A 26,136-nucleotide genomic window follows, 5' to 3' on the forward strand; every position below is an offset into this window, starting at 1 on the left:
CGGGAAAAAGATGTCTGAGCGCAGCGAGTTATTTTTCCCAGAAGAAAAGGTACCCCCGCCGCGGGGCCAGCCCCCGAATTCAACGCCAACACCCAGCGTCAGGCCTTGCCCCCAAGCAGAATCCGCACAGCCGTACAGGCGTCCTCCAATTCCTCATCCCGGGGTTCCCGCCCGCCGATAATATCGGCATACAGGCAGGACTCCGCCAGCCGCACCATGAAATAGGACAGGCTTTCCAGGTTCATGGGCGGCTGGATATACCCCGCTGCCACCTGCTCTTCCAAGATTCGGGTATTGGCCTCAACAGTGCGGCTGTGCAGCGTTGACCGGGAGGACGTCAGTATTTTCAGGGCGTATTCCGGATCGTCGTGAACAAACCGGCGCAGGGGTTCGGAGTGCAGGAGCACGGAGTTGATATGGCGGAAGACTCCCACCACATAATCCACCCCGTGGCCAGAGGTCTGGGCAATGGCGTCCTGGCGCAGTGAGTCGTAGAGCGACCACAGGGTTTCGCCCATCAGCAGGTCTTTGTTACCGATCCAGCGAAACAGCGTAGCGCGGCCGATGTGGAGCTCCTCGGACAATGAAGCCAGATGAATGCGCTCACCCTTCAGCCAGAGCCGGCGGGCATGGCGGACAACGTCCGCAGGTGTCGCTCTGGTTGTACTCACGTCTGCTGTCACTGGAACCTCACAAGCCGGACTTTCACATCTTATCGACAAAGTTTCGGGCCTGCCATTGTCCGGGAAATCAGACCATCGGCAGGCCAGGGTGATCTCAACCATACAGGTAATTCGTAGAATCGGGGAACTCCTGTGGTCTCAGCCGTCAAAAAGGCGACTGGACTGAAAATTGCCCGAGGCAAACCTATGAAACGCTCTCTATTACTGATGGCCACGGCGGCGGCTATGGCATTGACCGGTTTACAGGTTGGTGCCGCCAATGGACAGGATTCAGAATACGCCCCGGACGATCCGGATCTGGAAGTCGCTACATTTGCAGGCGGATGCTTCTGGTGTGTTGAGGAAGCCTACGAGGAAAAGGTTCCTGGAGTTGTTGAAGCGGTTTCCGGCTACAGCGGTGGCGAGGAAGAGGACCCTACCTACCAGCAGGTTGCCGGTGGGCAAACCAGCCATACCGAGGCGGTTCAGGTCTACTACGATCCGGACGTCATCACCTACGAAGGCCTGCTGCAGGCTCTCTGGCGCACCGCAAACCCGACCGATGTGAACGGCCAGTACGTGGACCGTGGCAGTCAGTACCGGCCGGCGATTTTTTACCACAACGAGGAGCAGAAGCGCGCTGCCGAGGCTTCGGTGAAGGAGCTGGAGGAATCCGGCCGTTATGACGATCCTGTGGCCATCGAGATTGTTCCCTTCGAAGCCTTTTACGATGCCGAGGAATACCACCAGGATTACTACAAAAAGAATCCTGTGCGCTACAAGGTCTACACCTTCAACTCGGGTCGCTATCAGTTTATCGAGAAAGTCTGGGGTGATGATGAAGAGGTGGACTATTCACAATACCGCCCCCGGGAAGCGAGCGACTCGGATCAAGCGGGCAGCAGCGATTCCGGTGAGGATATGAGCCGGGCATTTGATCCTGAGACGTTTGAAAAACCGGATGACAAGACTCTCAGGGAGCGTCTGACCAAAGAGCAATACTACGTCACCCAGGAAGATGGCACGGAGCCCGCTTTCAAAAACGAATACTTTGATAATAAGCGGCCGGGTATCTATGTCGATGTTGTCTCTGGTGAACCTTTGTTTTCATCCAGGGATCAGTACAAATCCGGGACGGGCTGGCCGAGTTTCACCAAACCCATCAGCCCGGACATGGTGGTTGAGAAAGAGGACCGGAAGTTCTTCATGACCCGCACCGAAATCCGCAGCAAGTACGCAGACTCCCATCTGGGACACGTATTCAACGACGGCCCGGACCCCACTGGTCTGCGCTACTGCATGAACTCGGCGGCACTGAAGTTCATCCCCCTCGAAGACATGGAGAAAGAGGGATACGGCGCACTGATCAGTGAAGTGGAGGAGGCCGGTCGCACAGCCGCCAACTAGAGCCAGAGGTCTCCGATGGGGGTCTCTGGTGAAAAGTGGTGCTGAACCTGGGCTATAAGCAACTCCGCACTGGCCAACGCGTCCACCAGGGCGTTGTGAGGCGGGTAGTGGGGCAAGCCATATCGGAGCCGGCTGTCAGCCAGGCGAATGGACACCGGCTGCTTGCCCCTGAGTTTCTGCCACCAGTTGAGTCTGCGATTCGGGTGCAAGTGGGCTTCGATAGCCATTGTGTCTATCACCGGAAAACGTATTTCCTCACCTATTCGCCATCTCAGGGCGACATTCAGGAACGGCCGCTCGATATTGCGGTAGTGCACCACCGGAATGCGTCCGGCAAGGCTGGTGAGAAACTCATCCAGCACTTCGTCAAGATCCGGAGCCTTGTCAATATCCGTATGGGTGATGCCATGGATCGTGATTGATGTCTGATGCAGTGGCAATTGCGGTTTCACCAGCCAATGCCGTGAGCCCCCCAGCTTTATGCGGTCGAGGGTGAACGGCACCAGGCCGATGCTGACAATGGAGTGTTTGTCCGGATCCAGGCCCGTGGTCTCGAAATCCACCGCCACAAAAGGGACGTCTTTCATGGGGGTATCGGGTGCCACACAGCCTGCCTCGTAAAACGCTTTCAGCCGGTCGTCCCCGGTTTGCCGGGCAAGCTCCCGGAAGCGTTCCGGCCAGGGCAGGGTTTCCGACTGCACGTTGGTAACCGTTTCCTGATCACCCGACATTGCGGCCTACCTGCGCGTGGTAACGGAACTTGAGAAACTTCTGCGCCTGGCTGACCACCTGGAATGCGTCTTTCAGATGGCTGCGCTCGAAGGGCGACAGATCCTCCGGCCGAACGTTGTTGTCGGGCTCCCGGCCCGCTTCGATGGCAAGCGCCTGGTGCCGAATCCTGACTATGGCAATGAATTCGAAGGCGTCCCTCAGGTTGTCCACGCCGTCTTCGGGCATCAGCTTGGTTTGCCCGATGGCCTTGAGACGGTTGAAGGTATTCTGTGCCCGTGAGCCACAGGCCAGGGCATGCACCCTGATCAGATCGGAGACCGGTGCCGTGCCCCGGCGCTTGAGATTGAAGGTTTTGGCCTGCTTGCCGCTTTCCTCCATCACGAAGGTGCGGAAAAACCCCAGCGGTGGCGTGCGGTTAAGCGCATTGCGTGCGAGCATGGCCAGGAACCGCTGGCTGTTGCTGGCGCGCTCGGCAATAAAGGTTTTCAGCTCTTCCGTATACTCTGTCTGGCCGAAAATGCCATCCAGGTCAAAGAAGATGTTGCTGTTCAGCAGTGCCTCGGCTTTCGGGTTGTCGATCCAGTCGGCAAAATACTCCTTCCAGACCTTCAGAGGCTGTCGCCATTTCTGGTTGGTCGCCATGATATCCCCGGTGCAGTAGGTATATCCGCACTCTGCCAGGCCATCACTGACAAATTTTGCCAGGGCCAGGAAGTATTCGTCATGCTCTGCCGGGTCGAAACTGTCATCCAGCACCATGGCGTTATCCTGGTCAGTCACCACCAGTTGTTCGTCCCGGGCCATGGAGCCCAGCGCCATGAAACAGTAAGGCACCGGTGGCGGCCCCAGTTTCTCCTCGCCTAGCTCCAGCAGACGCTGGCTGAAGCTGCGCCCGATACCGGCCATGGCACTGCCGATCATGTGGGAGTTGGCATCTTCCCGGACCATGCGCACAAAGGTGTTGGGCACTTCCTGGCTCAGGCGCTTCAGGCCTTTCACATCCTTCTGATGATAGATATTACTCACCAGGTAAAGGCTGCTCTGGGATTCGTGTTTGACAATATCCGACAGCGCTATCACCCCACGAATCCTGTTGCCCTCCATGACCGGTAAGTGATGGACGTTGTTGTGCAGCATGGCCAGCATGGCTTCGAAAATGAATGCATCGCTGCGAGTGGTGATCAGCTCGTCGGTCATGATGTCGCTGACGGGGGTTTCCGAGGGCAGGGCTTCACTAAGCGCGCGGGTGCGCAGATCCCGGTCGGTAATGATGCCGGACAGACTGGGCTGATCTCCGCTTTCATCCATCAAAAGCAGTGCCGAAACCCCGTGTTCTGTCATGATGCGGGCGGCTTCCTGCAGGCGCACGGTGTTGGGGGCTGTGACCGGGGCACGGGAAATCAGCCGGGTTACCCGGGCAGTCATTGGCTGGTTGGACTTCTCCCGGCGGGAAAGTGCCGATCGCAGCCGGGAGTGATCTTCGGTTTCGACAAAATCGGTGAAATTGTCGTCATTTTCCCAGAGGAACTGGAAAATTTCATTTGGAATCAGGTAGATGAGAGAATCTTCGATGGCTTTGGCGGGAAAGCGTACGGTTCTGTTCATCAGCAAGCCAAAATGGCCGAAAATCTCACCTTCACCCAGGCGATTGTAGAGTTCGCCCGAGCGGCGATAGATCTCGACGGCGCCGCTGCGCACGTAATGCAGGTAGTTATTGCGCTCACCAAGCCTGAGAATTTCAGTACCCGCCCGAAAGTAAGCCACCTCAATGCCGGATACGACCCTGTCGAGGTTTTCTTCCGGCATCTCGGCGAATGGCGAGTGCTGCGCCAGGTGGTTGCGTATCTCGATCAGCTCTGCCTGCATGAAATCTCCCTGGTTGACCGGCGGGTGAGTCGCTTTCAGGTAGCAATATAGCAGTGAGCATGGGCGAGGGCCACGAAAGTCCGACTCAGGGGATAACGTAAGTGTTTGCAGTATATTGAATAAGTGTAAACTGCGGCTCATCGTGCCATTTTCCAGTCACATTCACAGATCCCGAAGGAGCATTCATGAGCGTTTCTCGGACTCTTGTTTTGGGAGGTATTCGCTCGGGGAAAACCGCGCTGGCGGAGCGATTGGCAACTGAATCTGGCGGTATGGTGGTCTACGTTGCCACCGCCACGGTGGGCGATGAGGAAATGGCACAGCGGGTGAAGCAACACGTGGAAAGCCGTCCGCATCACTGGGGGCTAGAGGAAGCACCGATACGGCTTGCCAGCGTTCTTGAAGCCTACGGTAAGGAGGCGGCCCCACCCTTCCTGTTGATCGACTGCATGAGCCTGTGGGTCAGTAATTTGCTGTTTGCCGGCGAGGAGACCTTTGGTCGTGAGCGTGATGCGTTCCTGGAGGCATTGCGCAACTATCCCGGCAGTATTGCTATCGTCAGCAACGAAGTGGGTCTGGGCACCATCGGTATGGACCCGCTTACCCGACGCTTTTGTGACGAACTGGGCTGGCTGAATCAGGATCTGGCAGCCTGCTGCAACCGGGTGGTGATGAGTGTGGCGGGCTTGCCGCTGACCCTGAAAGAGTGATTACCGGCCGTGGTGTTGCAGGCAGCTGAGCACACCATACTCCGATTCATCCACCCGGATTCGGCTGCGGCAGGCGTAGGGCACGGCGATGGCGGAGAAGGAACGGCCCAGGGGAATGCCCAGTACCTCCGCGAGGATCATGCGAATCACGCCTCCATGACAGACCACCAGTATCCGTTTGCCGGCTGCTTCTTTCTGCCAGTACCGCCAGGCTTCGGTAACCCTGTTATTGAAGTCAGCCAGGGCCTCGCCGCCGGGTGGCTGGTGCTTTACCGGGTCGCTCCAGAATCCGGTCAGCGCCTCCGGTGTGTTGGCCATGATCTGTTCAGAAGTCTTGCCTTCCCAGTCGCCAAAACCGATTTCCTGTAGCCGGGGCTCTTCCTGCAAAGGGAGCTGCCGCTGTCCCGCGAGGGTCCGGGCAAAGTCCCGGCAACGCTCCAACGGCGATGTAATAACAAGGTCCCAGCTGTCTTCGTCTGATACGGCAGTGTTCATTTGCTGCCAGCCAGTGTCGCTAAGGGGGTCATCCTGGCTGCCGCGAAACATGGGGCCGCCGGCCGGCTCGCCGTGGCGGATCAGGTCAAAAAAGGTGGTGGTACCGCTCATGAGAGTCTCCCGGCTCAGTCCTCATCCCTGTCGGTAACGCCGGCATCGGCAAAGCTGGCCATGCGGTTGTGCAGGGCGCAGGCTGAGCGCAACAGTGGCAGGGCTACGGCCGCACCGCTACCTTCGCCCAGGCGCATGCCCAGATCCAGCAATGGCTTTGCATCCAGCGCTTCCAGCACCGCCCGGTGCCCGGGTTCTGCCGAGCGATGGGCAAAAATCAGCCAGTGCCGCAGCTCCGGTTGCCGGAGCACGCCCACCAGAGCCGCAACCGACACGATAAACCCGTCAACCAGCACGGGTATACCGCGGGCAGCACTACCCATGATGGCGCCGGCCAGTGCGGCAATCTCGAAACCACCCAGGGAAGCCAGAACTGCCAGTGGATCGCGGCTGGCGCCGTGCCTGGCCAGCGCCCGACCGATCACTTCGCACTTTTTCGCGACGCCCGCGGTGTCCAGCCCGGTGCCGGGGCCGGCCAGCTTTTCGGCACCCTCATCCAGCAGGGCACAGGCTACAGCGGCGGCACTGGTGGTATTGCCGATTCCCATATCACCGCCAATAAACAGCCGGCACCCCGCCTGCGCGGCACGCTCTGCCGCTGCGTCGCCACTGGACAGAGCCGCATGAAGCTGGGCGTCTGTCATGGCCTCGGTCACTGCCAGATTGGCGGTTGCCGGCGCGATCTGCTCATCCCGAACGCCGGGTAAATCCGGCACCGCTCCGACCGTGCCCAGGTTCACCACTTCCAGCGTGGCACCCAGTTCCCGGGCCAGAACGCTGATCGCCGCGCCACCACTGGCAAAGTTGGCGATCATCTGGGCGGTGACCTCCTGGGGAAAGGCAGAAACACCCTCGGCGCAAACGCCGTGGTCGCCGGCAAACACCGTAATCCGTACCGGATCTACTGTTGGCTGTTCGCACCTCTGCAGGCCCGCCAACTGAATGGCCAGCTGTTCCAGTTGGCCCAGGGAGCCGCGGGGCTTGGTCAGCATCCCCTGGCGTTCAGTTGCCAGTTCAGTTGTGTGTGTGTCCAATTCCGGGAGCGGTTGGCTCCAGCACAAGGGTAAAGAGGGCATCGGTCATTCCTGGCTGATTGAGCGGAGAATGGTCTACCCACCCCGAAAATGTGTCAAGGCTGGCGGTTACTCGGTTAGACTGCGCTCTGGCCTCTGGGGCGTTCAGCCTCGGGGGAGGAGCGGATGGGCAGGGCTCTCCAAAACACGCTGTGAATACATCCCTGTACGCTCGGCTCCGCCATCCATGGCTCCGCACGGTTTTGGAGAGCCCTGCCCAACCACTCCATCTGACCTGGGAGTGGCCTGACTCAAGAGATATTACTGAATTGAACGTTTTTATATTGTCCGTGTTTATTTGTCTGGCTGCAGTACTGCTGGACCGATGGTTGGGGGAGCCTCGCCGGTGGCACCCGCTGGTGGGGTTCGGGCATCTGGTGACATGGGTGGAGAAAAGGCTGAATCGACTGCCACAGCGGAAGAGCCGATCGATATTATCGGGTTTGCTGGGGTTGCTGCTTGTTGTGTCACCGGTACTGTTGGTTGCGGAACTCTTGCGGTGGCTGCTGGCTGACTGGGGATATCTGATGCTACAGGTGCTGGTTCTGTATCTTGCGTTGTCCATTCGGGGGCTGACGGAACACGGCCGGGCGGTGTCGGAGGCGCTGCATCGGGGCGACCTGGAAGGTGCGCGGGAACAGGTAGGGCGTATTGTCAGCCGCAAGGCCAGCGATCTGAATGAACACGGCGTGGCCGGCGCCGCCAGTGAATCGATGCTGGAAAACGGGGCGGACGCGGTATTTGCCAGCCTGTTCTGGTTTCTGGTGGCGGGTATTCCCGGGGTATTACTGCACCGCCTGGTCAATACCCTTGATGCCATGTGGGGCTACCGCAGCGAGCGCTACCTGTATTTCGGAAGGATCGCGGCCCGGCTGGATGACGCGCTCAACTGGGTCCCGGCACGGCTGACGGCGCTGACCTACGGCCTGCTTGGTCACCGGCAACTGGCATGGCAGTGCTGGCGAACCCAGGCACCGCAGTGGGACAGCCCCAATGCCGGGCCGGTGATGGCGGCGGGCGCCGGTGCACTGGGTGTTTCACTGGGCGGCCCGGCACCCTACGCTTCCGGAATCCGGCAACGGCCGGTGCTGGGGCAAGGCCCTGTAGCCAGCGCTGAGACCATCGATGCCGCTATCGGCCTGGTGCAGCGAGGGGTATGGCTGTGGCTGGGTGTGTTGGGCCTGATTGCAGCGATTGCTGTCATTGCCAGGGGAGGTTTTCTGTGAAGGTATCGGGCCAGCCAGAACATGGTGGGCGGCTGAACGCGGCTGCCGAGCGCTGGGGAATCCCGCTGGGGCAGTGGCTGGACCTGTCCACGGGGATCAATCCGTTCGCCTGGCCGTTGCCGGATGTTCCCGCCGAGGTCTGGCAGCGCCTGCCGGAGCCGGATGATGGCCTTGAGCAGACGGTGCTGGCCTGGGCCGGAGCGCCCGATGTTGCCAGCTGTGTCCCGGTGCCCGGCAGCCAGGCTGCCATTATGGCCCTGCCCGGGCTTCGTGGCCCCAGCCGGGTAGGCGTTCCGGCCCCGGGTTATCTTGAACATGGCCACTGGTGGGCCCGGGCGGGGCATCAGGTCATGGGTCTTTCCCCGCAACAGGTGGCTGGCGGGTACGAACGCTGGCTGGATGATCTGGATGTGCTGGTGTGGATCAATCCCAACAACCCCGACGGCCATACAGTACCGCCGGAGCGGTTGATTGGCTGGTGCAAGCGGCTGCATGAACGCGGCGGCTGGCTGGTGGTCGACGAGGCCTTTGCCGATGGCTGCGACCAGATCAGCCTTGCCCCCTTTGCAGGGATGCCCGGGCTGGTGGTGATGCGGTCCCTGGGCAAGTTCTTTGGCCTGGCGGGCCTGCGGGCCGGAGCCGTGTTGACGGATGACCGTATCGCCCAGGCCCTTGCCGAAGCGCTTGGCCCCTGGCCGCTGAGTGGCCCCGCCCGCTATGTGATGGCAAGGGCCCTGGCAGATGAAGAGTGGCAGTCGTCGACAGCGCAGCGGCTGCGGGCCAACAGCGCTCGTCTGCATCGTCTGCTGGCTCACCACGGCCTGGCTGACAGCAGTGGCACGCTGCTGTTCCGCTATCTGCCGCATCCTGATGCCCGCTCGATTGCTGACGGTCTGGCCAGCCAGGGGATACTGGTGCGCTATTTTGACTCGCCACCGGCCCTGCGCCTGGGGCTACCCGGTCACGAGGCGCAGTGGCAAAAACTGGAACGGGCGCTGTCGGGCCTGTCAAATGTCATTGACCAGTGAGTGACCAGTTGCTAGCCTTGCCGCTCGTTTTCAGGTGCTGCCGTGTAATGCTACACGGGAGTGAAACGGGAAGCCGGTTAAAGTCCGGCGCTGCCCCCGCAACGGTAAATGAGTCACGAGCGATCGAATGCGCCACTGTGCCCCGTGCATGGGAAGGTGATTGCTCCGGTTCACCAGTGTGAACCCCTCATAAGCCCGGAGACCGGCCTGTTAACACACCAGACGCTGCGGAGGGCAGCGGCGGTGGGTGAATCCAGCCGGTTTCCTGATTGCTGACGTCCTCTGCCCACCTCCTCCCTGTCTCCCTTCGCTGCATAACGAAAATAAACCATGCGGGTGCGCATGGTTCGCTAGCGAGTGTTGATTATGGGTTTTTCCAAGTCTGTTCCCGCCCTGGTGATGTCGGGTTTTCCGCTTATCCTGCTGTCGCCTTCCACGGCTTCTGCAGACGATACCGAAGCCGCTCCCGAGCTCGATCCGATTGTTGTAACCGCCACGATTGGCCCACGCACGGCGGGTGAGAGTCTGTCGTCAGTGACGGTAATTGAAGAAGACGCCATCCGTCGCGAAGCGCCGGCCGAGTTCAAAGACCTCATGCGTGGCCAGCCGGGTATTGATGTGGTCACCAACGGCTCCTATGGCAAGAACACCAGCGTGTTTACCCGTGGCACAACCAACGATTCCTCGGTTTTCCTGGTGGACGGTGTACGCCTGCGGTCCGCAACCAGCGGTGGTGCACCCTGGCAATATTTTCCCTCGGAGCTGGTGGAGCGCGTGGAAATTGTCCGCGGCCCCCGCAGCGCTCTTTACGGCGCCGATGCAGTGGGCGGTGTGATACAGGCCTTCACCCTGGATCCGAAGCGTGGCAATAAAGGGTGGGTGGAAGCCGGTACCGGCAATTTCAATACCCAGAAAACCTCTGCTGGTGCCTCCGCCACGAGTGGGGCAACCCGGTTCAGCCTGAGTGGCCTGCACAAGGAAACAGACGGTACCAGAATCGCAGAAGATGGCGATGACAAGGGCTTCCGTAACACTGCCGGCATTGGTCGCATTGTTCATGAACTGCCCAGTGGTGGCGAAGCCAGTGCGGTGATGATGCAGTCCGAGGGCAATACCGAATTTGATGGCGGCAACACCGATTTCATGATTCGTACTGTCGGGTTCAACCTGGACACACCGATCAGCGATTATTGGGACAGTTCTGTCCAACTCTCGGAAGCCGCCGATGAGCAGGATAATTTCCGCACAGCCGGTGATTCGGTTTTCAACACAAAAACCCGCACTGCCCGTTGGGAAAATACCTTCACCGGTGGTGTCCACGAGCTGGCAGTGGGTGGCGAACTGCAGTCCGATGAAGTGGAAAGTTCCACGGAGTTTGAGGAAGACAGCCGCACCAACGCAGCACTGTTTGGTCAGTTACGCCTGAACTTTGGCCCCTCGGACGTACAGCTGTCCCTGCGAGGTGATGACAACGAGGCCTATGGCCGTCAGGAAACCGGTGGTGTTGCCCTGGGCCATTCATTCAATCGCTCCCACCGGATGCGGGTGAGCTACGGGACTTCCTTCCGTGCTCCGACCTTCAATGATCTTTACTACCCGCTGGAGACCTTCAGTTTTGGCGGTACCTACGCGGGTAACCCGGACCTTGAACCGGAAGAAGGCAGCTCGGTGGAAATTGGTTTCAGCGGTCGCTATCAAGCCTGGTACTGGGATGCGGCGATTTACCAGCTTGATGTGGATGACCTGATTGATATTCAGACCGTCGGTGTCGATTCCCGACCGGTAAACGTCAATGAGGCCCGCATTCGCGGTATCGAGGTGGGGTCGGGATTCCGCGCCAATGACTGGGATCTGGCGGTCAAACTGAGCCTTCTCGATCCCCGTGACAGGGAAACCGACAATCGCCTTCGCCGCCGCAGCCACCAGTCTTTGCGTGTCGACCTGGATCGGCAACTGGGTGCTTGGAGCGTTGGCGGTACCGTTCAGGCTAGCGGCTACCGCTATGACGATGCGGATAACGAAGATCGCCTGCCGGGCTATGCCACGCTTAACCTGCGGGCGGGCTGGGAGTTCGCCCGGGACTGGAATGCCCGCCTGACTCTGCAGAATGTGACCGACAAGGAATACGCTACAGCACAGCAATTTGACGGTACCGAATACCTCGCTGCCGGAACCGCTGGCTTCCTGTCCGTTCGCTACGACTTCCGATAATTTCGATCAGAGAGGAAAAGCAGGATGCTGCAGCCCGGGAAATGTCATCTGCCCTGTTTGTTGATAAGCCTGCTGGCCGGGTGGCTGATTTCCCTTCCGCTGCAGGCTGCAACGATTGTCGGCGTGGTATCGGAACGCTCTGCAGCGGAAATGGCGGCCGGAGCCGAGCGCTTCCTGAGCTCCCATTCAGGTCATAAGGTTGTGCTCCGCACCCCCGAGCAACTGGCCAGCCTGGACAACAGGGCTCTGGATGAACTGCTGGGCCAGGCCGATGCCCTGCTGCTGGCAGCGGTGTTCGGTGATCAGGTGGGCCGGCTTGAGCAGGCGGTGCAGGCGCAGGCGGAAAAACGCCCGTTTCCCATCCTGGCAGTCAACGGTGACCGGGCACTGACACGGTTGTCGCGGCTGGAAGGCCGTGCGGTGCTGGATGGACTGGATGCCTCCGCCCTCAACGAACTGATGAAAGCGCCGGACCCGGGCGCGGATGTAAGGGCCCACCGGGAGAGTCTCCGGCAGCAGTTCCCGCAGCAGGTGCCCTGGCTGGACGGGCGTGGCCTCTATCAAGGCCGCACCCCCCGGCACCTGGATGGATTGTTGCGCTGGCTGCTGGTGCAGGCGGGCGAAGATCTGGAGGTGCCGGACCTGCCACCGCGAGCATTGATCCGCTACTACCGCAACGGCGAAGCCAGCAGTGAACCGGCGGATCTGGACCTTCAGCCCGGCCCCGTGGTTACCCTGCTGGATCTCGACAGCGGCGATCGCCCGGGTGACCGGGCCTTGCTGGATGCCACCTGTGAGGCTCTGGAAGAACGTGATATCCAGTGCTTTGCCGTGCTGTCCCGCTGGGGCGGCGCCAGCCTTGAAGTGGTCCGCAATCTGGACGATACGGTTGGGGCAGCGACCTTGTCTGGCATCGTCAGCCTGCAGGATTTCACCATCGGCGGTGGCGAGGGCCGGCGCCAGGTGACCGAGGCACTGACCGGGCTGGATGTGCCGGTGATCAAAGGGGTGCGGCTGGCCTCCCGTACCGCTAACCAGTGGCAGCTGTCGGTAGACGGCATTCCTTCCGACAAGGTGCACTATAAACTGGCCATGCCGGAACTGCAGGGTGTCAGCCAGCCCATGGTGCTGGCCACGGCCGAGCCGGAAGTGATCGACGAGCTGACCGGTGTAGCCCTGACCCTTACGCAACCGGTGCAGGAGCGGGTGGAGGCGGTGGCAGATCGCCTCAAGCGCTGGCAGACCCTGCAGGCAAAAAGCAATGCCGACAAGCGGGTGGCCATCATCTACTACAACCACCCGCCGGGCCGCCAGAATATCGGTGCGGACAACCTTGATGTTCCTGCCTCGCTCCACGAAATGCTGACCTGGCTGAAAGGCGAAGGCTATGATACCGGCCCGCTGCCGGACAGCCCGGAAGCCCTCAATGACATGATCCAGAAGAGCGGGGTTAACCTGCCGGATGATCCCCGCGGCCTCGAAGAAATGGCCGGGAAGGTGGCGTCCATGAATAGCAACACCTATCAACACTACCTGGAAACCCTGCCCTCTGTGGTGCAAGAGGAGATGACCCATGGCCCCCTGGGTTACCTGCATGAACGCCTGGAACAGGCCCACGGAATGGGTGAGAAAGACCTGGCCACCGGCCAGCTGAGCCGGGGCATCCGCGATTTGCGCCACCTGATTGAGCACCTGCAGCACCCCAACCGAAAGCAGGCCCTGGTAAAACTGGATGAGTACGAGGCCCTGTGGCAGCGGCGACTGAACGAAGGTGGCCTTCAGGGCGAGCTGAAGGCCAGCCGTGATGCCCTGGCCGACACCGGCATCCCCGGCCTGAAGGGCTGGGGTGAAGCGCCGGGCAAGTCCATGGTGGTGGATGACCAGCTGATTTTCCCGGGGCTGCGTTTCGGCAACATCTATATTGGCCCACAGCCGCCCCGGGGCTGGGAGGTAGATGAGGAAATACTGCACGCCAACCTTACTTTCCCGCCCACCCATCAATACGTGGGCTTCTACCACTGGCTGCGGGATCACTACCAGGCGGATGCCCTGGTGTATGTTGGCCGCCATTCCACCCGGGAATTCCTGCCCCGCCGCCGTGCCGGCCTCACCGGTGATGACTACCCGGATCTGCTGGGGGGTGACCTGCCGCTGATCTATCCCTATATCGTCGACGGTGTCGGCGAGGGCATACAGGCCAAGCGCCGGGCACTGGGTGTCATGATCAGCCACCTGACGCCACCGCTGGCAGCCACCGAACTCTACGACGACCTGCTGGAACTGCGGCAACTGGTGGAAACCTGGGAGTCCGCCAACGAGCCCGACAGCCCCACCCGGGAGCGGGCGTTGGAGCTGCTGCGGGAGAAGATTCAGGTGCTCGACATCGGAGAGGATCTGGAACGGGAAATCGCCGGGGAGATGGGCCTGTCGGAGGATGAGGTGTCCGTTGACGAACTGTCGCCGGACCTGCTGGTGCACGAAGCCGGCCACTACGTAACCGATATGCAGGAACACTTCATGCCCCTTGGCCTGCATGTGTTTGGTCAAGACTGGGATAACGACATGGTCGACACCATGCTGGAGTCCATGGCTGGCAAGACCGGCGCGCCCGAATCAGAGTGGCGGGAGAAACTGGAAGCCTCGCCGTCCGGGGAACGCCGGAGCTTCCTCAACGCGCTGGCGGGCCGGTTCGTGGCGCCGGGGCAGGGTAACGATCCGCTGCGCACGCCAGCGGTATTGCCCACCGGCCGCAACTTCCACGCCCTGTCCGATGACCTGATCCCCACCCGCGTGGCCTGGTCCCTGGCGCAGGAACTGTATGAAGAGGCGCTGGCCGACAAAACCAGAGCCCAGGGTGACAGCGACGCCCTGGTGCTCTGGGCCTCGGACACGGTGCGGGACGAGGGCGTGATGATTGCCTTTGGCCTGAAACTGCTGGGCATCCGTCCGGTGTGGAACAGCCGGGGCATCGTCAAGGGCCTGGAGCGTTTGCCCGCGGGGCCGGATACCGAAACCACGGAGCGTCGCAATGTGGTGTTCACCACTTCCGGGCTGTTCCGTGACCTGTACGAAGGGCAGCTGGAATGGCTGGACCTGGCGTCACGCTACGCCCTGGCTGGCGCTGCCAACACCATCGAAGCGGAACACCCCGAGCTGGCGGAAGCCCTGGAAGAGGCCCTGGTGACGTTGCCGCCAGAGATGCGCGACCCCGGCGATGAATCCCTCGACACCAACGGCGTGGCGGCTCGCTGGGTGGCGGACACCCGGGAACTGCTGGCTGCCGGAACATCGGTCCGGGAAGCCGGTGCCCAGGCCGCCTACCGTGTCTTCGGTACTGCGCCGGGCTCCTACGGTGCCGGGGTCAATCGTCTGGCCACCCGTTCCGGTGCCTGGCAGGAGCGGGAACAGCTGGGGAATGCCTACCGGCGCCGTATGGGGCATGTGTATGGCAAGGAGGCTCAGGGCGAACCGGCCCATGGAGCCTTTGATCGCCAGTTGCATACCGTAAATCACACCTATCTGGGCCGGGCCAGCCATCTTTATGGCCTGCTGGACAACGACGACGGTTTCGATTTCCAGGGCGGCCTGTCCAATGCTGTGGAGCATCTTCGTGGTGAGCCGCCCCGGAACCGGGTGCTGCAATACGCGGACCCGAAAAAGCCAAGGGTAGACTCCCTTGAGCGCGCGTTACAGGTGGAACTACGGGCCCGTAACCTCAACCCCCAATGGCTTGCTCCATTGATGGAACACGGCTATGCCGGCGCCCGCGCCATGGGCAGCGATTTCCTCGACAACCTCTGGGGCTGGCAGATCACCAGTCCCCAGGTTTTGCGTTCCAGTGTCTGGGACGAGATCAACGAGGTGTACTTCCAGGACCGTCACGATATCGGCCTGGATGACTTTCTGGCCGAGGGGCACAATGTCCACGTCAAGACGCATATGCAGGCCATTGCGTTGCTGGCAGCCCAGCGCGGCTTCTGGGAGGCGGATGTGTTTACCCGCCGTTCCCTGGCCCGTGACTTCGCCGGCAATATCATCGACCATGGTCTGCCGGGCAGCGGCCATACCCGACCCGACCATCCGCTGATGGATTGGGTGGCGGAGCAGCTGGAACCGAAGCAGCGGGAGGCCTTCGAATCCGCTCGCAAGGGTGGCTCGCCGGCCTATCAATCGTTACCTGCGGCCAATGATGAATGCGATAATCAGGACGATCAGGTGAGCTCATGCTGATATTTTCCAGTCCACTCCAGGTGATCATTGCGGCCTCACTACTGTGGCAGGGCACTGCCGTGGCCAAGGAGGTGTGTGCCGAAGACGATACCGGCGCGCAGGTATGCCTGGACCAGCCGGCCACCCGTATCGCAGCGCTGTCCCCCGGTGCTACTGAGCTGGTGTGGGCGGCCGGTGCCGGGGATCAGGTGGTGGCGGTGGTTTCCTACAGCGACTACCCGGAAGAAGCCAAGGACGTCACCTCCGTGGGCAGCCATACCCGAATGGATCTGGAACGGCTGATGGAGCTGGAGCCGGACCTGGTGATCGGCTGGGTCACCGGCAACCCACCGGAACAGCTTGAGGCTCTGCAGGAACTGGGGCTGCCGGTGTTCTCCATCGAGCCCCGCACCTTCGAGGCGGTGTCCCACACCATTGAACGGCTGGCCACCCTGGCAGGAACAGAAGAGGAAGGCTTTGCCGAAGCTGACCGGTTCCGCCAGGGCATTGCGGAACTGGAGAAGCAATACCGCAAGGCGGACCCGGTACCGGTGTTCTACCAGGTCTGGGATGAACCGCTGATGACGGTGAACGATGAGCATCTGATCGGCAAGGTGATCTCCCTGTGTGGCGGCGTGAATGTGTTCGGTGACCTGGAACGTCTGGTGCCGAGAATCAGCCCCGAAGCGGTCATTGGCGCCAACCCGGAAGCCATCCTTGCCGGTGGCATGGGGGAAGAGAACCGCCACTGGCTGACCCGCTGGGAGGAATTCCCCAGCATCGACGCCACCGCCAGAGACAACCTCTACTTTATTCCGCCGTCCCTGGTGCAGCGCCCCACCCCGCGTATGCTGGAGGGCTCCCGCCTGTTCTGCGAGAAACTGGATGATGCCCGTGCCAAGCGCTGACAGGAGAAGGTGACTGTGAGCCGGTCCCTGTTCAAACCGTTACTGGTGCTGATACTTGCTGGCCTGGCGGCCATGGTGCTGTCTGTGGGCACCGGCAGTGTCAGCGTACCACCGGGGCAGGTACTGGCGGTGATCCTCGGCGAAGGCAGCAACCTGCAACAGACCCTGGTGCTGGAACTGCGCCTGCCCCGCACCCTGTCAGCATTTGCCACAGGCGGTTTGCTGGCGGTGGCGGGGGCGCTGATGCAGGTGCTGTTACGCAACCCGCTGGCAGACCCTTATGTGTTGGGGTTGTCCGGTGGCGCTGCCGTTGGTGCCCTGTTGGCAATGCTGGCGGGCCTGGGCGGCATGATCGTCTCCGGCTCCGCTTTTGCAGGGGCCATGCTGGCCACACTCATGGTCTTCGGCCTGGCCCACGGTACCGGTAGCTGGACACCCTCCAGGCTGTTACTGACCGGTGTGGTAGTGGCTGCAGGCTGGGGTGCAGTGATCACCCTGATGCTGGCCATAAGCCCGGCCCAGCGCCTGCCGGGCATGCTGTACTGGTTGATGGGTGATGTGTCCTATGCCCGCTCACCCTGGCCCGCACTGGTTCTTCTGTTCCTGGTGTGCCTGCTGGTGGTACCCCTGGGGCGCAGCCTGAACGTGCTGGCCCGTGGCCCCATGCAGGCGGCGGCCCTGGGCGTATCCGTGCGCCCGCTGGAATGGACCATCTACATCCTCGCCAGCCTGCTGACCGCCACTGCCGTGACCATGGCGGGCAGCATTGGTTTTGTTGGCCTGGTAGTGCCCCATATGCTGCGCCTGGTACTGGGCAACGACCAGCGCCTGATCCTGCCCGCCTGCGCCCTGGCCGGTGGCACCTTGCTGGTGCTGGCGGATACCCTGGCGCGGGTGGTGATTGCACCGGAGCAGTTACCGGTAGGGGTGATTACCGCCTTGCTGGGTGTGCCCACATTCCTTTACCTGCTGTACCGGAGCCGCTGATGAATCCGTTACGGGCAAAAGAACTGGTGATCGATATCCCCGGCCGGGCCGAGGGCCAGCCCCTGGACTTCGGGGTGGACCCTGGGCAGATCTGGGGCGTACTCGGCCCCAACGGTGCGGGCAAGACAACCCTGCTGCACACCCTCGCCGGCCTGCGTTCGCCCCGCCAAGGTGAGGTCTGCCTGGGGGAGCACTCACTGACCGAATTGCGTCGCCGGCAGATTTCACAACAACTGGGCCTGGTCTTCCAGGACCGCCAGGACGGCTTTCCGGCAACGGTGCTGGAAACCGCCCTGATCGGCCGCCATCCGTGGTTGTCGCCCTGGCAGATGGAATCCGGGGAAGACGAGCGCCTGGCGCGGCAGGCCCTGGACAAGCTGGACGTTGGCCATCTCGGTGATCGACTTGTCAGTACGCTCTCCGGCGGCGAACGCCAGCGCGTGGCGATTGCCACGGTACTGACCCAGGCGCCTGATACCTGGCTACTGGACGAACCCACCAACCATCTGGATTTACATCATCAGGTATCGGTGCTGGAGTTGCTGACAGAGCAGGCGCGAAGCGGCCGCTCAGTTTTCATGTGCCTGCATGACCTGAATTCGGCAGCCCGCTGGTGCGATCACCTATTGTTGTTGTATCCAAATGGTGATGCTTGTTGGGGCCCTGCAGAGCGGATGCTGGTCCCCTCGGCTCTTGAGCGCCTGTATGACCAGGCATTGCAGACAGTTGAAGTGGATGGAGCGCCTTTGTTTGTACCCAAGAAGGCCCGATAAAATTTCAGGGCATTGGTTGGGGACTGCCTTGCGGGACCGTCAAAAACATGGATGTTTTTGTCGAGCGTACAGGGACGAATTCACAGCGTGTCCCGCAAGGCAGTCCCCAACCAATGCATACACCCAAAGTCTCGGACACGGTGGATAGCATGAAAGCAACAGTCCCAGCCGCAATGATTACAGCCCCGGGCTCCGGTCAGGGCAAGTCCATGGTGACAGCGGCCTTAGCGAGACTTCATCGGAACGCTGGGCGTAATGTGCGAGTATTCAAGCACGGTCCAGACTATCTGGATCCGATGGTACTGGAAGTCGCCTCGGGCCAGCCGGTGTATCAGCTACACCCCTGGATGACCGGTGAGGAAGAATGCCGCTGGCGTTTGACCGAAGCGGCACAGGATGCCGATCTGATTCTGGTGGAAGGTTCCATGGGGCTGTTCGATGGCGACCCCTCGAGCGCGGACCTGGCCAAGCTGATGGGTATACCGGCGCTGCCGGTGATTGACGCCCGCGGCATGGCACAGACATTCGGGGCTGTGGCCCTCGGGCTCGCAACATTCGATCCGGAATTGCCGGTGTACCAGGTGATCGCCAACCGCATCGGCAGCCCCCGCCATGGCGATATGCTGCGGGAGAGTCTGCCAGAGGGGGTCAGTTTGCTGGGAGCGATTCCCCGCAACGACGCCATGAACATCCCGGACAGGCATCTGGGCCTGGTTCAGGCCGGCGAACTGGATGACCTGGACCAGCGCCTGGATGCCGCCGCGCAAGTGCTGGCGGAGGCCGGACTGGACGGCCTGCCGCAGGAAGTGACCCTGACCGCCGAGGCGCCGCGGCCGACACCCCGTCTGCTGGAAGGCATTCGTATTGCCATTGCGAAAGATGCCGCCTTCAGTTTTCTCTATCGTGGCAACCTGGACCTGCTGTCAGCGATGGGTGCGGAGCTGACCTATTTCTCACCACTGACCGACAGCGACCTCCCCGAAGCCGATGCCCTGTGGCTGCCAGGAGGTTATCCCGAGTTGCATGGTGCTACGCTGGCCGCCAATACCCCGATGCTTGAGGCCGTTCGGCGTCATCACGCCTCTGGCAAACCAATGCTGGCCGAATGCGGTGGACTCATGGCCTGCACTGAAACTCTGGTGGACAAGAACGGTGACAGTCACGCTATGCTGGGCCTGATGCCCGGCCGTGTGGAAATGGCGGGCAAGCTGCAGGCGCTGGGGTTGCAAAGCCTTTTTGCGGAACAGAGTGAACTGAGGGGCCACACCTACCATCATTCCCGCCTGGAGACCGGCTGGGTTCCAACGGCCCGTACCCGCAAGATCGCCGGTACGGAAGCGGAGCCGGTGTTCTGCCATAACGGCCTGGTGGCCAGCTATTTCCACGGCTATTTCCCCTCCGCACCGGAACTGGTAGCGGCTATTTTCAGGGGTGAAGCCATCACGCCAATTCCCAGCTCGAAGGAGACGCACCATGCGTGAACGCGCCAAAGACCCGGAACGCCATGCCCGGCGCATGGAAGCCAAGCAGAAAATCATGCAGGAGCGCATCGCCCGCGCCCAGAAAGAACAGGGCGTGTTATTGGTGCTTACCGGTCCCGGAAAGGGCAAGAGCAGTTCTGGCTTTGGCATGGTGGCGCGGGCCCTTGGGCACGGTATGAAAGTGGGCATTGTCCAGTTCATCAAGGGTGCCTTCAGTACCGGCGAACACGCTTTCTTCCGCGACCTGCCCAACGTGGATTACCACGTCATGGGCCAGGGTTATACCTGGGACACCAAGAACCGAGAGCAGGATGTGGAAGCTGCCAACGCCGCCTGGGATGTGGCAGCCGCCATGCTGAAAGACAAAAGCTACGACCTGATCCTTCTGGACGAACTCAACATCGCCCTGAAGTACGACTATATCGACCTGGACCGTGTACTGGACGACCTTCAGGGTCGCCCGGACATGCAGCACGTGGTGGTTACCGGCCGCTCCGCACCCCAGGAGCTGGTGGACCTGGCGGACACGGTGACGGAAATGGGCGTGGTGAAGCACGCCTTCAAGGACCAGGGCATCAAGGCCCAGAAAGGCGTTGAGCTGTAACAGGCCGGACACTCCATGACCACACTGATGATACAGGGCACTACCTCCGACGCCGGCAAGACCACGGTGGTGGCGGCCCTGTGCCGCTGGCTGGCGCGCCAGGGTGTATCGGTGGCGCCGTTCAAGCCCCAGAACATGGCGCTTAACAGTGCAGTCACCGTGGACGGCGGCGAAATTGGCCGCTCCACCGCCCTGCAGGCCCTGGCCTGTGGCCTGGAGCCCCACAGTGATATGAACCCGGTGCTGCTCAAGCCCCAGAGCGACCGGGGCGCCCAGGTGATCCTGCGGGGCAGGGTCCATGGCAATATGGACGCGCTGGATTACCACGCCTACAAGGCCGAGGCGATGGAATCAGTGATGGCCGCCTGGCGAGCCCTGAGCGCCCGGTATGATGTGATTATCGCCGAAGGCGCTGGCAGCCCCGCCGAGATCAACCTGCGCACCAACGACATCGCCAATATGGGCTTCGCCGAAGCGGCGGACTGCCCCGTGCTGCTGGTTGGCGATATCGACAAGGGTGGTGTATTCGCGCAGCTGTTGGGCACCCTGGAACTGGTGTCCGACAGCGAACGGGCCCGCACCAGCGGCTTTATCATCAACCGCTTCCGGGGCGACAAGGCGCTGCTGGAGCCGGGGCTGGACTGGCTCACGGATCGCACCGGCAAGCCCGTACTCGGCGTGCTGCCTTACCTCCATGGCCTGGTGATCGACGCCGAAGACAGCGTGGGTACCAGCGGCAACAGCGACGCCGGCGCGCTGAACGTGGTCGTCCCGGTACTGCCCCGCATCAGCAACCACAACGACTTCGACCCCCTGCGCCTGCACCCCGGCGTGAACCTTCAGTTCATCGGCCCGGACCAGCCCATTCCTCCGGCGGACCTGATTCTGCTGCCCGGCAGCAAAAGCACCCGCCATGATATGGAGTGGCTGCGGTCCCAGGGCTGGCCAGCAGCCATACAGAAACACCTGCGCTATGGCGGCAAGGTGTTTGGTATCTGCGGCGGTTTTCAGATGCTGGGCACAGAGATTGCGGATCCGGAGGGACTGGAGGGCGAGGCCGGCAACACCGACGGCCTGGACCTGCTGGATATGACCACGCGCATGGTGGCGGGCAAGCAACTGAAGGATGTGACCGGCAGGCTCACGATTGGCCCGGACAAAGCTGGTTTCACCGGCTACGAAATGCACAACGGTGTCACTACCGGGCCAGCCCTGGAATCACCAGTGTCGGTGCTGGCTGGCAAGCCGGACGGGGCCATCAGCGGGGATGGTCAGATCGCGGGCACCTACGTTCATGGCATCTTCGATCAACCCGAAGCCTGCAACGCGATTCTGGCCTGGGCAGGCCTGGAGGCCGACACGGCGGTGGCCAGCGCGGCCGTGAATTACCAGCAGCACCGCCAGCAACAGCTGGACCGGTTGGCCGACCTGGTAGAAGACCACCTGGATACGGACTGGCTACGTAACCTACTAAAAACGTAGGTCGGGTTAGCAAAGCGTAACCCGACACCCAAACAGGATTTACAACATCAATGACCGACCACAACCGACCCTTCAATGAAGACGAGCGCAAGGGCCTTTACCGCGCCATATACGAACGCCGGGACGTGCGCTCCCAGTTCCTGCCCGACCCGATCCCGGCAGACGTTCTGGTCCGCCTGCTCAACGCCGCCCACCACGCGCCGTCGGTAGGGTTCATGCAGCCCTGGGACTTCATCGTCATCGACAGCACCGAAGTGCGCCGGTCCGTTCTTGACATCTTCGAGGAAGAAAACCGCAAGGCAGCCGATAATTACACCGGTGAGCGCAACACCCGCTACAGGAACCTGAAACTCCAGGGCATTCTGGATAGCCCCATCAATCTTTGTATTACCTGCGACCGGAGCCGTGGCGGTACCCATGTACTGGGCCGCAACTCGATCGTGGAAACCGACCTGTTCAGCACCTGCCTGGCGGTCCAGAATCTGTGGCTGGCCGCCCGGGCCGAAGGCATAGGCGTGGGCTGGGTCAGCATTTTGGATCAGCACAAGCTGGCCGGCACGTTGCAGCTGCCGGAGCAGGTGTATCCACTGGCTTATCTGTGCCTCGGGTATGTCAGCGAATTCCTGGATCAGCCGGAACTGCAGGCCAAAGGCTGGCGCTCACGGTTACCCCTTGAAGAACTGGTTCATGGCAACGGCTGGGGCCAGCCTATCGACAACGCACCGCTGAGCGCGGTGATCAAAACCCGGCAGCAGGACTGAACGGGCCTGAAGCGCCGCTCCCGTGGGGTGGGTCACGCCCCGTTGGCAAGGCCCAGTAACAACACCAGTTCGGCGAACACCACGCTGGCACCCAGGGTGTCACCGGTGTAACCCCCCAGCTGTTTTTTCAGGTACAGGCCCCAGGCTGCAGCGACACCGGCGGTGGCCAAGACACTCCAGAGCAGGATATTGAACGCGAGCCCCGCAAGCAGTGCTGCTGTAACAGCGGTAAATGCAGCGGCGTACACTAGCCGGGTGCGGGAGAAATCATCCGCCACCGGTTTGCTCTTGCTCTTGTCCGGATCGGTGACGTACGGCAGGAACGCCATGATCAGCAACGGGGCAAGCCGCGCCACCATGGGTGCCAGCAGCAGCGCCAGCCACACCAGCGGGGACTCGGCCAACAAGGCCACTTTCAGCGCCAGCGCAATAATCAGCGCAACGGTGCCGTAGGTGCCGATGCGGCTGTCTTTCATCATCCTCAGCCGGGCTTCCAGCGTGTAGCCGCCGCCAAGCGCATCCACGCTGTCTGCCAACCCATCCTCATGAAAGGCCCCGGTAATCCACAGGTGAAAGCCGGTGACAAGAACCAGACACACCAGCGGGCTCCAGAAAGAAGCAAGTGCCAGGTAAAGCCCGGCGTACATCCCCCCAAGCAACAGACCGACCAGCGGAAAGTAAACCGCACTCTGGTTCATCAATCGATCGGAGTAATCAATGCGAACCAGCATGGGGATGCGGCTCAGAAATCCGACGGCCAGCCAGAAGGCCTGCCATTCTCTGCTGATGATCTGCTTCATGGTTGCTGGGCTTTTGGCTCTTGATTGGACGGCGGGAGTCATTGGGGTGCCAGTGTAACACTGCGGCAACTGTGTGCCTCCACATACAGGGCAGCCTGTACCGGTTCTTTGCCGGCTTGCTCACTGTTGCTCACGCATCCAGCGGACTGCTGATCCCCCGCTCATGGGTGCCCACCACATGGGTGTAGATCTGTGTGGTGGAAATGTCGTTGTGCCCCAGCAACTCCTGAATACTGCGAATATCGGTGCCGCGCTTCAAAAGGTTGGTGGCAAAACTGTGGCGAAAGGTGTGGCAGCTGGCTTTCTTGCGGATACCGGTGGCGCGAATGGCGTCGTTCACCGCACGGCGAACCTGCTGCTCACCAATGTGATGGCGGCGACGAATGCCCGAGCGCGGATCAACCGACAGCCGCAGTGCCGGAAACACATATTGCCAAGCGGGACTGCGGGCCGCACCGGGGTACTTTTTGTTCAATGCCTGGGGCATGTAAACCTCACCGAAGCCGTCCTCCAGGTCTTGTTGGTGAATCGCGAGAGCGTACTCCACCTGGTTTTTCAGGCTCTCACAAATGGAGGCGGGCAAGATCGTGCGTCGCCACTTGTCGCCCTTGGTTTCACGCACAAACAGGCAGGGTTCAGCAAAATCCACATCCTGAACCCGCAAACGCGCGGCCTCCATAACCCGCAAACCAGAGCCGTACATCAGGCTGGCGACCAGCCGATTGGTGCCCTGCATATTCGATAGAACAGACATGGCTTCCTCATGACTGAAAACCGTCGGCAGCTTGCGGCCCCGGGAGGTATTGATGAACTGAAGCTCGCCCAGCTCTCTGCCGAGAAACTGGTGATACATGAAAACCACCGCATTCAGCGCTGTTTTCTGCGTGTTCACCGCCACGTTGCGGTTATTCGCCAGATGGCTCAGCCAGGCGTTTACCTCTTCCGCCCCCATGGATTCCGGATGACGTTTGTCGTGGAACCGAATAAATTCACGCACCCAGTTGCAGTAGGTTTTCTCGGTGCGATAGGCCAGGTGCCGGGCGCGAATGAATGCGCGGAAGCGGTCCATAAAGCGAGTCGGGATAGCTGGCAGTGGGACTGGAATGTCATCCATGAATACAAGTCCTGTTTAGTGCTGTATATCCGTACAGTTTATGTGGGGCTTATGGCATTGGCAACTGGAAAAATGATCATTGCGACCATGAACTGGGTGAGTTTGTAGAAAACCGTAAATGTTCTATAAATATCAGTTGGATGGAAGGGTGGTCGAAAAAGTGGATAGTGGTCTTTGTGATCATTTTTGTTTGGGATGGCTGTCAGGAACACGGCCAGAACTTATTGACCTGACGGGATTTTCTACATAGTTTTGGGGAACTGTTGAATTGAAATATGAGTCGTGGGAAAAGTGATCATTCAGACTCATATACAAATGTTAGTCATTTAGGAGGTATCGTGGCTATAGAGTCACCACTTTTTCAAAGCGCCATGGAATTGCTTGGACATTCCATTTCCCACTATAACGGGAATAAAGAACTAGATAGAAAGCTTGTGATACTTCATTTAGCGAACGCAGTGGAGTTGATACTTAAAGATCTAGTCCTAGATGCAGGGAAATCCATCTACAAAAATCCTAAAGAAACGATCACTATCCAAGGTTGCTTGAGTGCACTGGAGGACGCTAAAGTTGATCTTCCGTACTTGAACAAAATTGAATTGTTGATAGATGAAAGAAACGCTCTACAGCATAGGTTCGGCTCTCCAAATGAGCTTACAGCAATATTTTATATGAATATTGCTAAAGAATTTTTCAAATCGGTTTTGCGCAAACATTACGGCCAAGACTATGATGAGTTGTTATCTCAATTTGCGGATGAAACAGATCTTGTAGCATTTAGGCTAGGAGAGCCTGGTAATGACAAAGAACTTGAAAAATTGCAAGAGTTGGCAAAATTGCATCCACTTGGGGCATTGCTTTCTGCTTGGACATACTTTGAAAAGTATCTGGATGAATTTATAAATGGGCTTGACTTAAAAGTTAGAAACCACCGTCCGTTTGCAATGGTTCTAGCCTCTGGAAACACGAGGCACTACGGTATTGATATCCCCAAAGAGCTCAGCAATAAAATTAACGAGATGCGCAAAATTAGGAATATGTCAGCCCATGGAAAAGCTGAGCCAACTTTTGGTCAAGTTAAGGAGACCATTGATACTATTGAATCACTTGAAAAATACCTTAACTCCTTAGATCCCGCCGAGGTCAAAGCACGTTCAGAAAAAGAACAGAAGTTACACTGGGAAAGAATGAGAGATGCAGATGAGATGGGTGAGCTGCTTAGAATGAAAGCAATTGCAGAAGCCGAAGCTGAAGAGATGAAAAATGACTAACAATGCCAGTCAGAGGGACCAAAAAACCGTCGCTGCGCTATGGTTTTTCGGCCCCTGCTGGCGACGTTAGCACCTCAGGTCCGACGGCTGTCGTTCACGTCGTCCGCAAGCCAAGCCTTGATCAGTGATTGATAGGGCATGTCCCGCTTGTTGGCTTCGATTTTGATCCGATCAAGCAAGGTTTCCGGCAACCGGAGTGAGATCGTCTTGGTTGAGGGTTTCAGC

22 protein-coding genes and 1 riboswitch are annotated in these 26,136 nt (G+C 60.1%); of the genes, 14 read left to right on the top strand and 8 right to left on the bottom strand.

Features of this window, described 5'->3' with window-relative positions; genetic code table 11:
- Positions 1-98 precede the first annotated feature (98 nt).
- The gene (locus HLUCCO03_RS19260) at positions 99-671 is read right to left on the bottom strand and encodes a QsdR family transcriptional regulator (RefSeq protein ID WP_292016770.1); all 573 of its coding nucleotides are present in this window, start codon (positions 669-671) and stop codon (positions 99-101) included.
- Positions 672-869: 198 nt separating this feature from the next.
- On the opposite strand from HLUCCO03_RS19260, the gene msrB reads away from it, so the two are divergent.
- A complete protein-coding gene (msrB, locus tag HLUCCO03_RS19265) occupies positions 870-2,069 on the top strand; it encodes a peptide-methionine (R)-S-oxide reductase MsrB (RefSeq protein ID WP_027830462.1) in 1,200 nt (399 codons plus the stop codon).
- On the opposite strand, the gene HLUCCO03_RS19270 is transcribed toward msrB, so the two are convergent.
- Both HLUCCO03_RS19270 and HLUCCO03_RS19275 read right to left on the bottom strand, forming a co-directional pair.
- A complete protein-coding gene (locus HLUCCO03_RS19270) occupies positions 2,066-2,800 on the bottom strand; it encodes a 3'-5' exonuclease (RefSeq protein ID WP_027830463.1) in 735 nt (244 codons plus the stop codon). The genes msrB and HLUCCO03_RS19270 overlap by 4 nt on opposite strands.
- Positions 2,790-4,667: a putative nucleotidyltransferase substrate binding domain-containing protein gene (locus HLUCCO03_RS19275; RefSeq protein ID WP_027830464.1), complete on the bottom strand. Its 1,878-nt coding sequence runs from the start codon at positions 4,665-4,667 to the stop codon at positions 2,790-2,792. Before HLUCCO03_RS19275 ends, HLUCCO03_RS19270 begins: the two co-directional genes overlap by 11 nt.
- Before the next feature lie 185 nt (positions 4,668-4,852).
- On the opposite strand from HLUCCO03_RS19275, the gene cobU reads away from it, so the two are divergent.
- Positions 4,853-5,377: a bifunctional adenosylcobinamide kinase/adenosylcobinamide-phosphate guanylyltransferase gene (cobU, locus tag HLUCCO03_RS19280; protein WP_027830465.1), complete on the top strand. Its 525-nt coding sequence runs from the start codon at positions 4,853-4,855 to the stop codon at positions 5,375-5,377.
- Here the strand turns inward: cobU and HLUCCO03_RS19285 are convergent, their stop codons facing one another.
- Both HLUCCO03_RS19285 and cobT read right to left on the bottom strand, forming a co-directional pair.
- Complete coding sequence (locus tag HLUCCO03_RS19285) at positions 5,378-5,983, bottom strand: histidine phosphatase family protein (RefSeq protein WP_027830466.1); 606 nt, start codon at positions 5,981-5,983, stop codon at positions 5,378-5,380.
- Between the two features lie 14 nt (positions 5,984-5,997).
- On the bottom strand, positions 5,998-7,059 hold the full coding sequence (gene cobT, locus HLUCCO03_RS19290; RefSeq protein ID WP_027830467.1) for a nicotinate-nucleotide--dimethylbenzimidazole phosphoribosyltransferase: 1,062 nt from the start codon (positions 7,057-7,059) through the stop codon (positions 5,998-6,000).
- 266 nt (positions 7,060-7,325) lie between these two features.
- Between cobT and cbiB the strand changes: the two genes are divergently transcribed.
- From cbiB to bluB, 11 genes are all read left to right on the top strand, one after another.
- Entirely contained in the window at positions 7,326-8,282 is a 957-nt protein-coding gene (gene cbiB / locus HLUCCO03_RS19295; RefSeq protein ID WP_027830468.1) for an adenosylcobinamide-phosphate synthase CbiB, read from the top strand.
- The gene (gene cobD, locus HLUCCO03_RS19300) at positions 8,279-9,310 is read left to right on the top strand and encodes a threonine-phosphate decarboxylase CobD (RefSeq protein ID WP_036197145.1); all 1,032 of its coding nucleotides are present in this window, start codon (positions 8,279-8,281) and stop codon (positions 9,308-9,310) included. The genes cbiB and cobD overlap by 4 nt, the downstream gene beginning before the upstream one ends.
- A gap of 15 nt (positions 9,311-9,325) precedes the next feature.
- A riboswitch (cobalamin riboswitch) is annotated at positions 9,326-9,536 on the top strand.
- A 140-nt stretch (positions 9,537-9,676) separates the two neighbouring features.
- Positions 9,677-11,521: a TonB-dependent receptor gene (locus HLUCCO03_RS19305; RefSeq protein WP_027830470.1), complete on the top strand. Its 1,845-nt coding sequence runs from the start codon at positions 9,677-9,679 to the stop codon at positions 11,519-11,521.
- Between the two features lie 24 nt (positions 11,522-11,545).
- Positions 11,546-15,751: a cobaltochelatase subunit CobN gene (locus HLUCCO03_RS19310; RefSeq protein ID WP_027830471.1), complete on the top strand. Its 4,206-nt coding sequence runs from the start codon at positions 11,546-11,548 to the stop codon at positions 15,749-15,751.
- Positions 15,745-16,638, top strand: coding sequence for a cobalamin-binding protein (locus tag HLUCCO03_RS19315; RefSeq protein WP_081813477.1), 894 nt, complete (start codon positions 15,745-15,747; stop codon positions 16,636-16,638). Before HLUCCO03_RS19310 ends, HLUCCO03_RS19315 begins: the two co-directional genes overlap by 7 nt.
- A 27-nt stretch (positions 16,639-16,665) precedes the next feature.
- Complete coding sequence (locus tag HLUCCO03_RS19320) at positions 16,666-17,625, top strand: iron ABC transporter permease (protein ID WP_051603952.1); 960 nt, start codon at positions 16,666-16,668, stop codon at positions 17,623-17,625.
- Complete coding sequence (locus tag HLUCCO03_RS19325) at positions 17,625-18,398, top strand: ABC transporter ATP-binding protein (RefSeq protein ID WP_027830474.1); 774 nt, start codon at positions 17,625-17,627, stop codon at positions 18,396-18,398. Before HLUCCO03_RS19320 ends, HLUCCO03_RS19325 begins: the two co-directional genes overlap by 1 nt.
- A gap of 149 nt (positions 18,399-18,547) precedes the next feature.
- Complete coding sequence (locus HLUCCO03_RS19330; protein ID WP_036197818.1) at positions 18,548-19,879, top strand: cobyrinate a,c-diamide synthase; 1,332 nt, start codon at positions 18,548-18,550, stop codon at positions 19,877-19,879.
- Positions 19,872-20,483 (top strand): cob(I)yrinic acid a,c-diamide adenosyltransferase, encoded by a 612-nt coding sequence (gene cobO, locus HLUCCO03_RS19335; protein ID WP_027830476.1) that lies wholly within the window; start codon positions 19,872-19,874, stop codon positions 20,481-20,483. Before HLUCCO03_RS19330 ends, cobO begins: the two co-directional genes overlap by 8 nt.
- Positions 20,484-20,498: 15 nt before the next feature.
- Positions 20,499-21,965 carry a cobyric acid synthase gene (locus HLUCCO03_RS19340; RefSeq protein WP_027830477.1) on the top strand — a complete coding sequence of 489 codons (1,467 nt, stop codon included), beginning with the start codon at positions 20,499-20,501 and terminating at the stop codon, positions 21,963-21,965.
- A 50-nt stretch (positions 21,966-22,015) separates the two neighbouring features.
- Positions 22,016-22,726: a 5,6-dimethylbenzimidazole synthase gene (gene bluB, locus HLUCCO03_RS19345; RefSeq protein WP_027830478.1), complete on the top strand. Its 711-nt coding sequence runs from the start codon at positions 22,016-22,018 to the stop codon at positions 22,724-22,726.
- A gap of 32 nt (positions 22,727-22,758) precedes the next feature.
- Here bluB and HLUCCO03_RS19350 read toward each other — a convergent pair whose 3' ends face one another.
- The gene (locus HLUCCO03_RS19350) at positions 22,759-23,526 is read right to left on the bottom strand and encodes an adenosylcobinamide-GDP ribazoletransferase (RefSeq protein ID WP_027830479.1); all 768 of its coding nucleotides are present in this window, start codon (positions 23,524-23,526) and stop codon (positions 22,759-22,761) included.
- Between the two features lie 130 nt (positions 23,527-23,656).
- Complete coding sequence (locus HLUCCO03_RS19355) at positions 23,657-24,640, bottom strand: integron integrase (RefSeq protein ID WP_027830480.1); 984 nt, start codon at positions 24,638-24,640, stop codon at positions 23,657-23,659.
- Positions 24,641-24,978: 338 nt separating this feature from the next.
- Between HLUCCO03_RS19355 and HLUCCO03_RS19360 the strand changes: the two genes are divergently transcribed.
- The gene (locus HLUCCO03_RS19360; protein WP_027830481.1) at positions 24,979-25,911 is read left to right on the top strand and encodes a hypothetical protein; all 933 of its coding nucleotides are present in this window, start codon (positions 24,979-24,981) and stop codon (positions 25,909-25,911) included.
- 74 nt (positions 25,912-25,985) lie between these two features.
- On the opposite strand, the gene HLUCCO03_RS19365 is transcribed toward HLUCCO03_RS19360, so the two are convergent.
- Entirely contained in the window at positions 25,986-26,135 is a 150-nt protein-coding gene (locus HLUCCO03_RS19365; protein WP_292016711.1) for a CopG family antitoxin, read from the bottom strand.
- Position 26,136: the final 1 nt, after the last annotated feature.

The organism is Marinobacter sp. HL-58 (genome assembly GCF_001314605.1).
GTDB lineage: Bacteria > Pseudomonadota > Gammaproteobacteria > Pseudomonadales > Oleiphilaceae > Marinobacter.

Excerpts from the sequence above, each read along its gene's own strand:
- msrB (WP_027830462.1), top strand. The coding sequence starts at position 870 with ATGAAACGCTCTCTATTACTGATGGCCACGGCGGCGGCTATGGCATTG.
- HLUCCO03_RS19270 (WP_027830463.1), bottom strand. The coding sequence starts at position 2,800 with ATGTCGGGTGATCAGGAAACGGTTACCAACGTGCAGTCGGAAACCCTG.
- HLUCCO03_RS19275 (WP_027830464.1), bottom strand. The coding sequence starts at position 4,667 with ATGCAGGCAGAGCTGATCGAGATACGCAACCACCTGGCGCAGCACTCG.
- cobU (WP_027830465.1), top strand. The coding sequence starts at position 4,853 with ATGAGCGTTTCTCGGACTCTTGTTTTGGGAGGTATTCGCTCGGGGAAA.
- HLUCCO03_RS19285 (WP_027830466.1), bottom strand. The coding sequence starts at position 5,983 with ATGAGCGGTACCACCACCTTTTTTGACCTGATCCGCCACGGCGAGCCG.
- cobT (WP_027830467.1), bottom strand. The coding sequence starts at position 7,059 with ATGCCCTCTTTACCCTTGTGCTGGAGCCAACCGCTCCCGGAATTGGAC.
- HLUCCO03_RS19305 (WP_027830470.1), top strand. The coding sequence starts at position 9,677 with ATGGGTTTTTCCAAGTCTGTTCCCGCCCTGGTGATGTCGGGTTTTCCG.
- HLUCCO03_RS19310 (WP_027830471.1), top strand. The coding sequence starts at position 11,546 with ATGCTGCAGCCCGGGAAATGTCATCTGCCCTGTTTGTTGATAAGCCTG.
- HLUCCO03_RS19315 (WP_081813477.1), top strand. The coding sequence starts at position 15,745 with ATGCTGATATTTTCCAGTCCACTCCAGGTGATCATTGCGGCCTCACTA.
- HLUCCO03_RS19325 (WP_027830474.1), top strand. The coding sequence starts at position 17,625 with ATGAATCCGTTACGGGCAAAAGAACTGGTGATCGATATCCCCGGCCGG.
- HLUCCO03_RS19330 (WP_036197818.1), top strand. The coding sequence starts at position 18,548 with ATGAAAGCAACAGTCCCAGCCGCAATGATTACAGCCCCGGGCTCCGGT.
- cobO (WP_027830476.1), top strand. The coding sequence starts at position 19,872 with ATGCGTGAACGCGCCAAAGACCCGGAACGCCATGCCCGGCGCATGGAA.
- HLUCCO03_RS19340 (WP_027830477.1), top strand. The coding sequence starts at position 20,499 with ATGACCACACTGATGATACAGGGCACTACCTCCGACGCCGGCAAGACC.
- bluB (WP_027830478.1), top strand. The coding sequence starts at position 22,016 with ATGACCGACCACAACCGACCCTTCAATGAAGACGAGCGCAAGGGCCTT.
- HLUCCO03_RS19350 (WP_027830479.1), bottom strand. The coding sequence starts at position 23,526 with ATGAAGCAGATCATCAGCAGAGAATGGCAGGCCTTCTGGCTGGCCGTC.
- HLUCCO03_RS19355 (WP_027830480.1), bottom strand. The coding sequence starts at position 24,640 with ATGGATGACATTCCAGTCCCACTGCCAGCTATCCCGACTCGCTTTATG.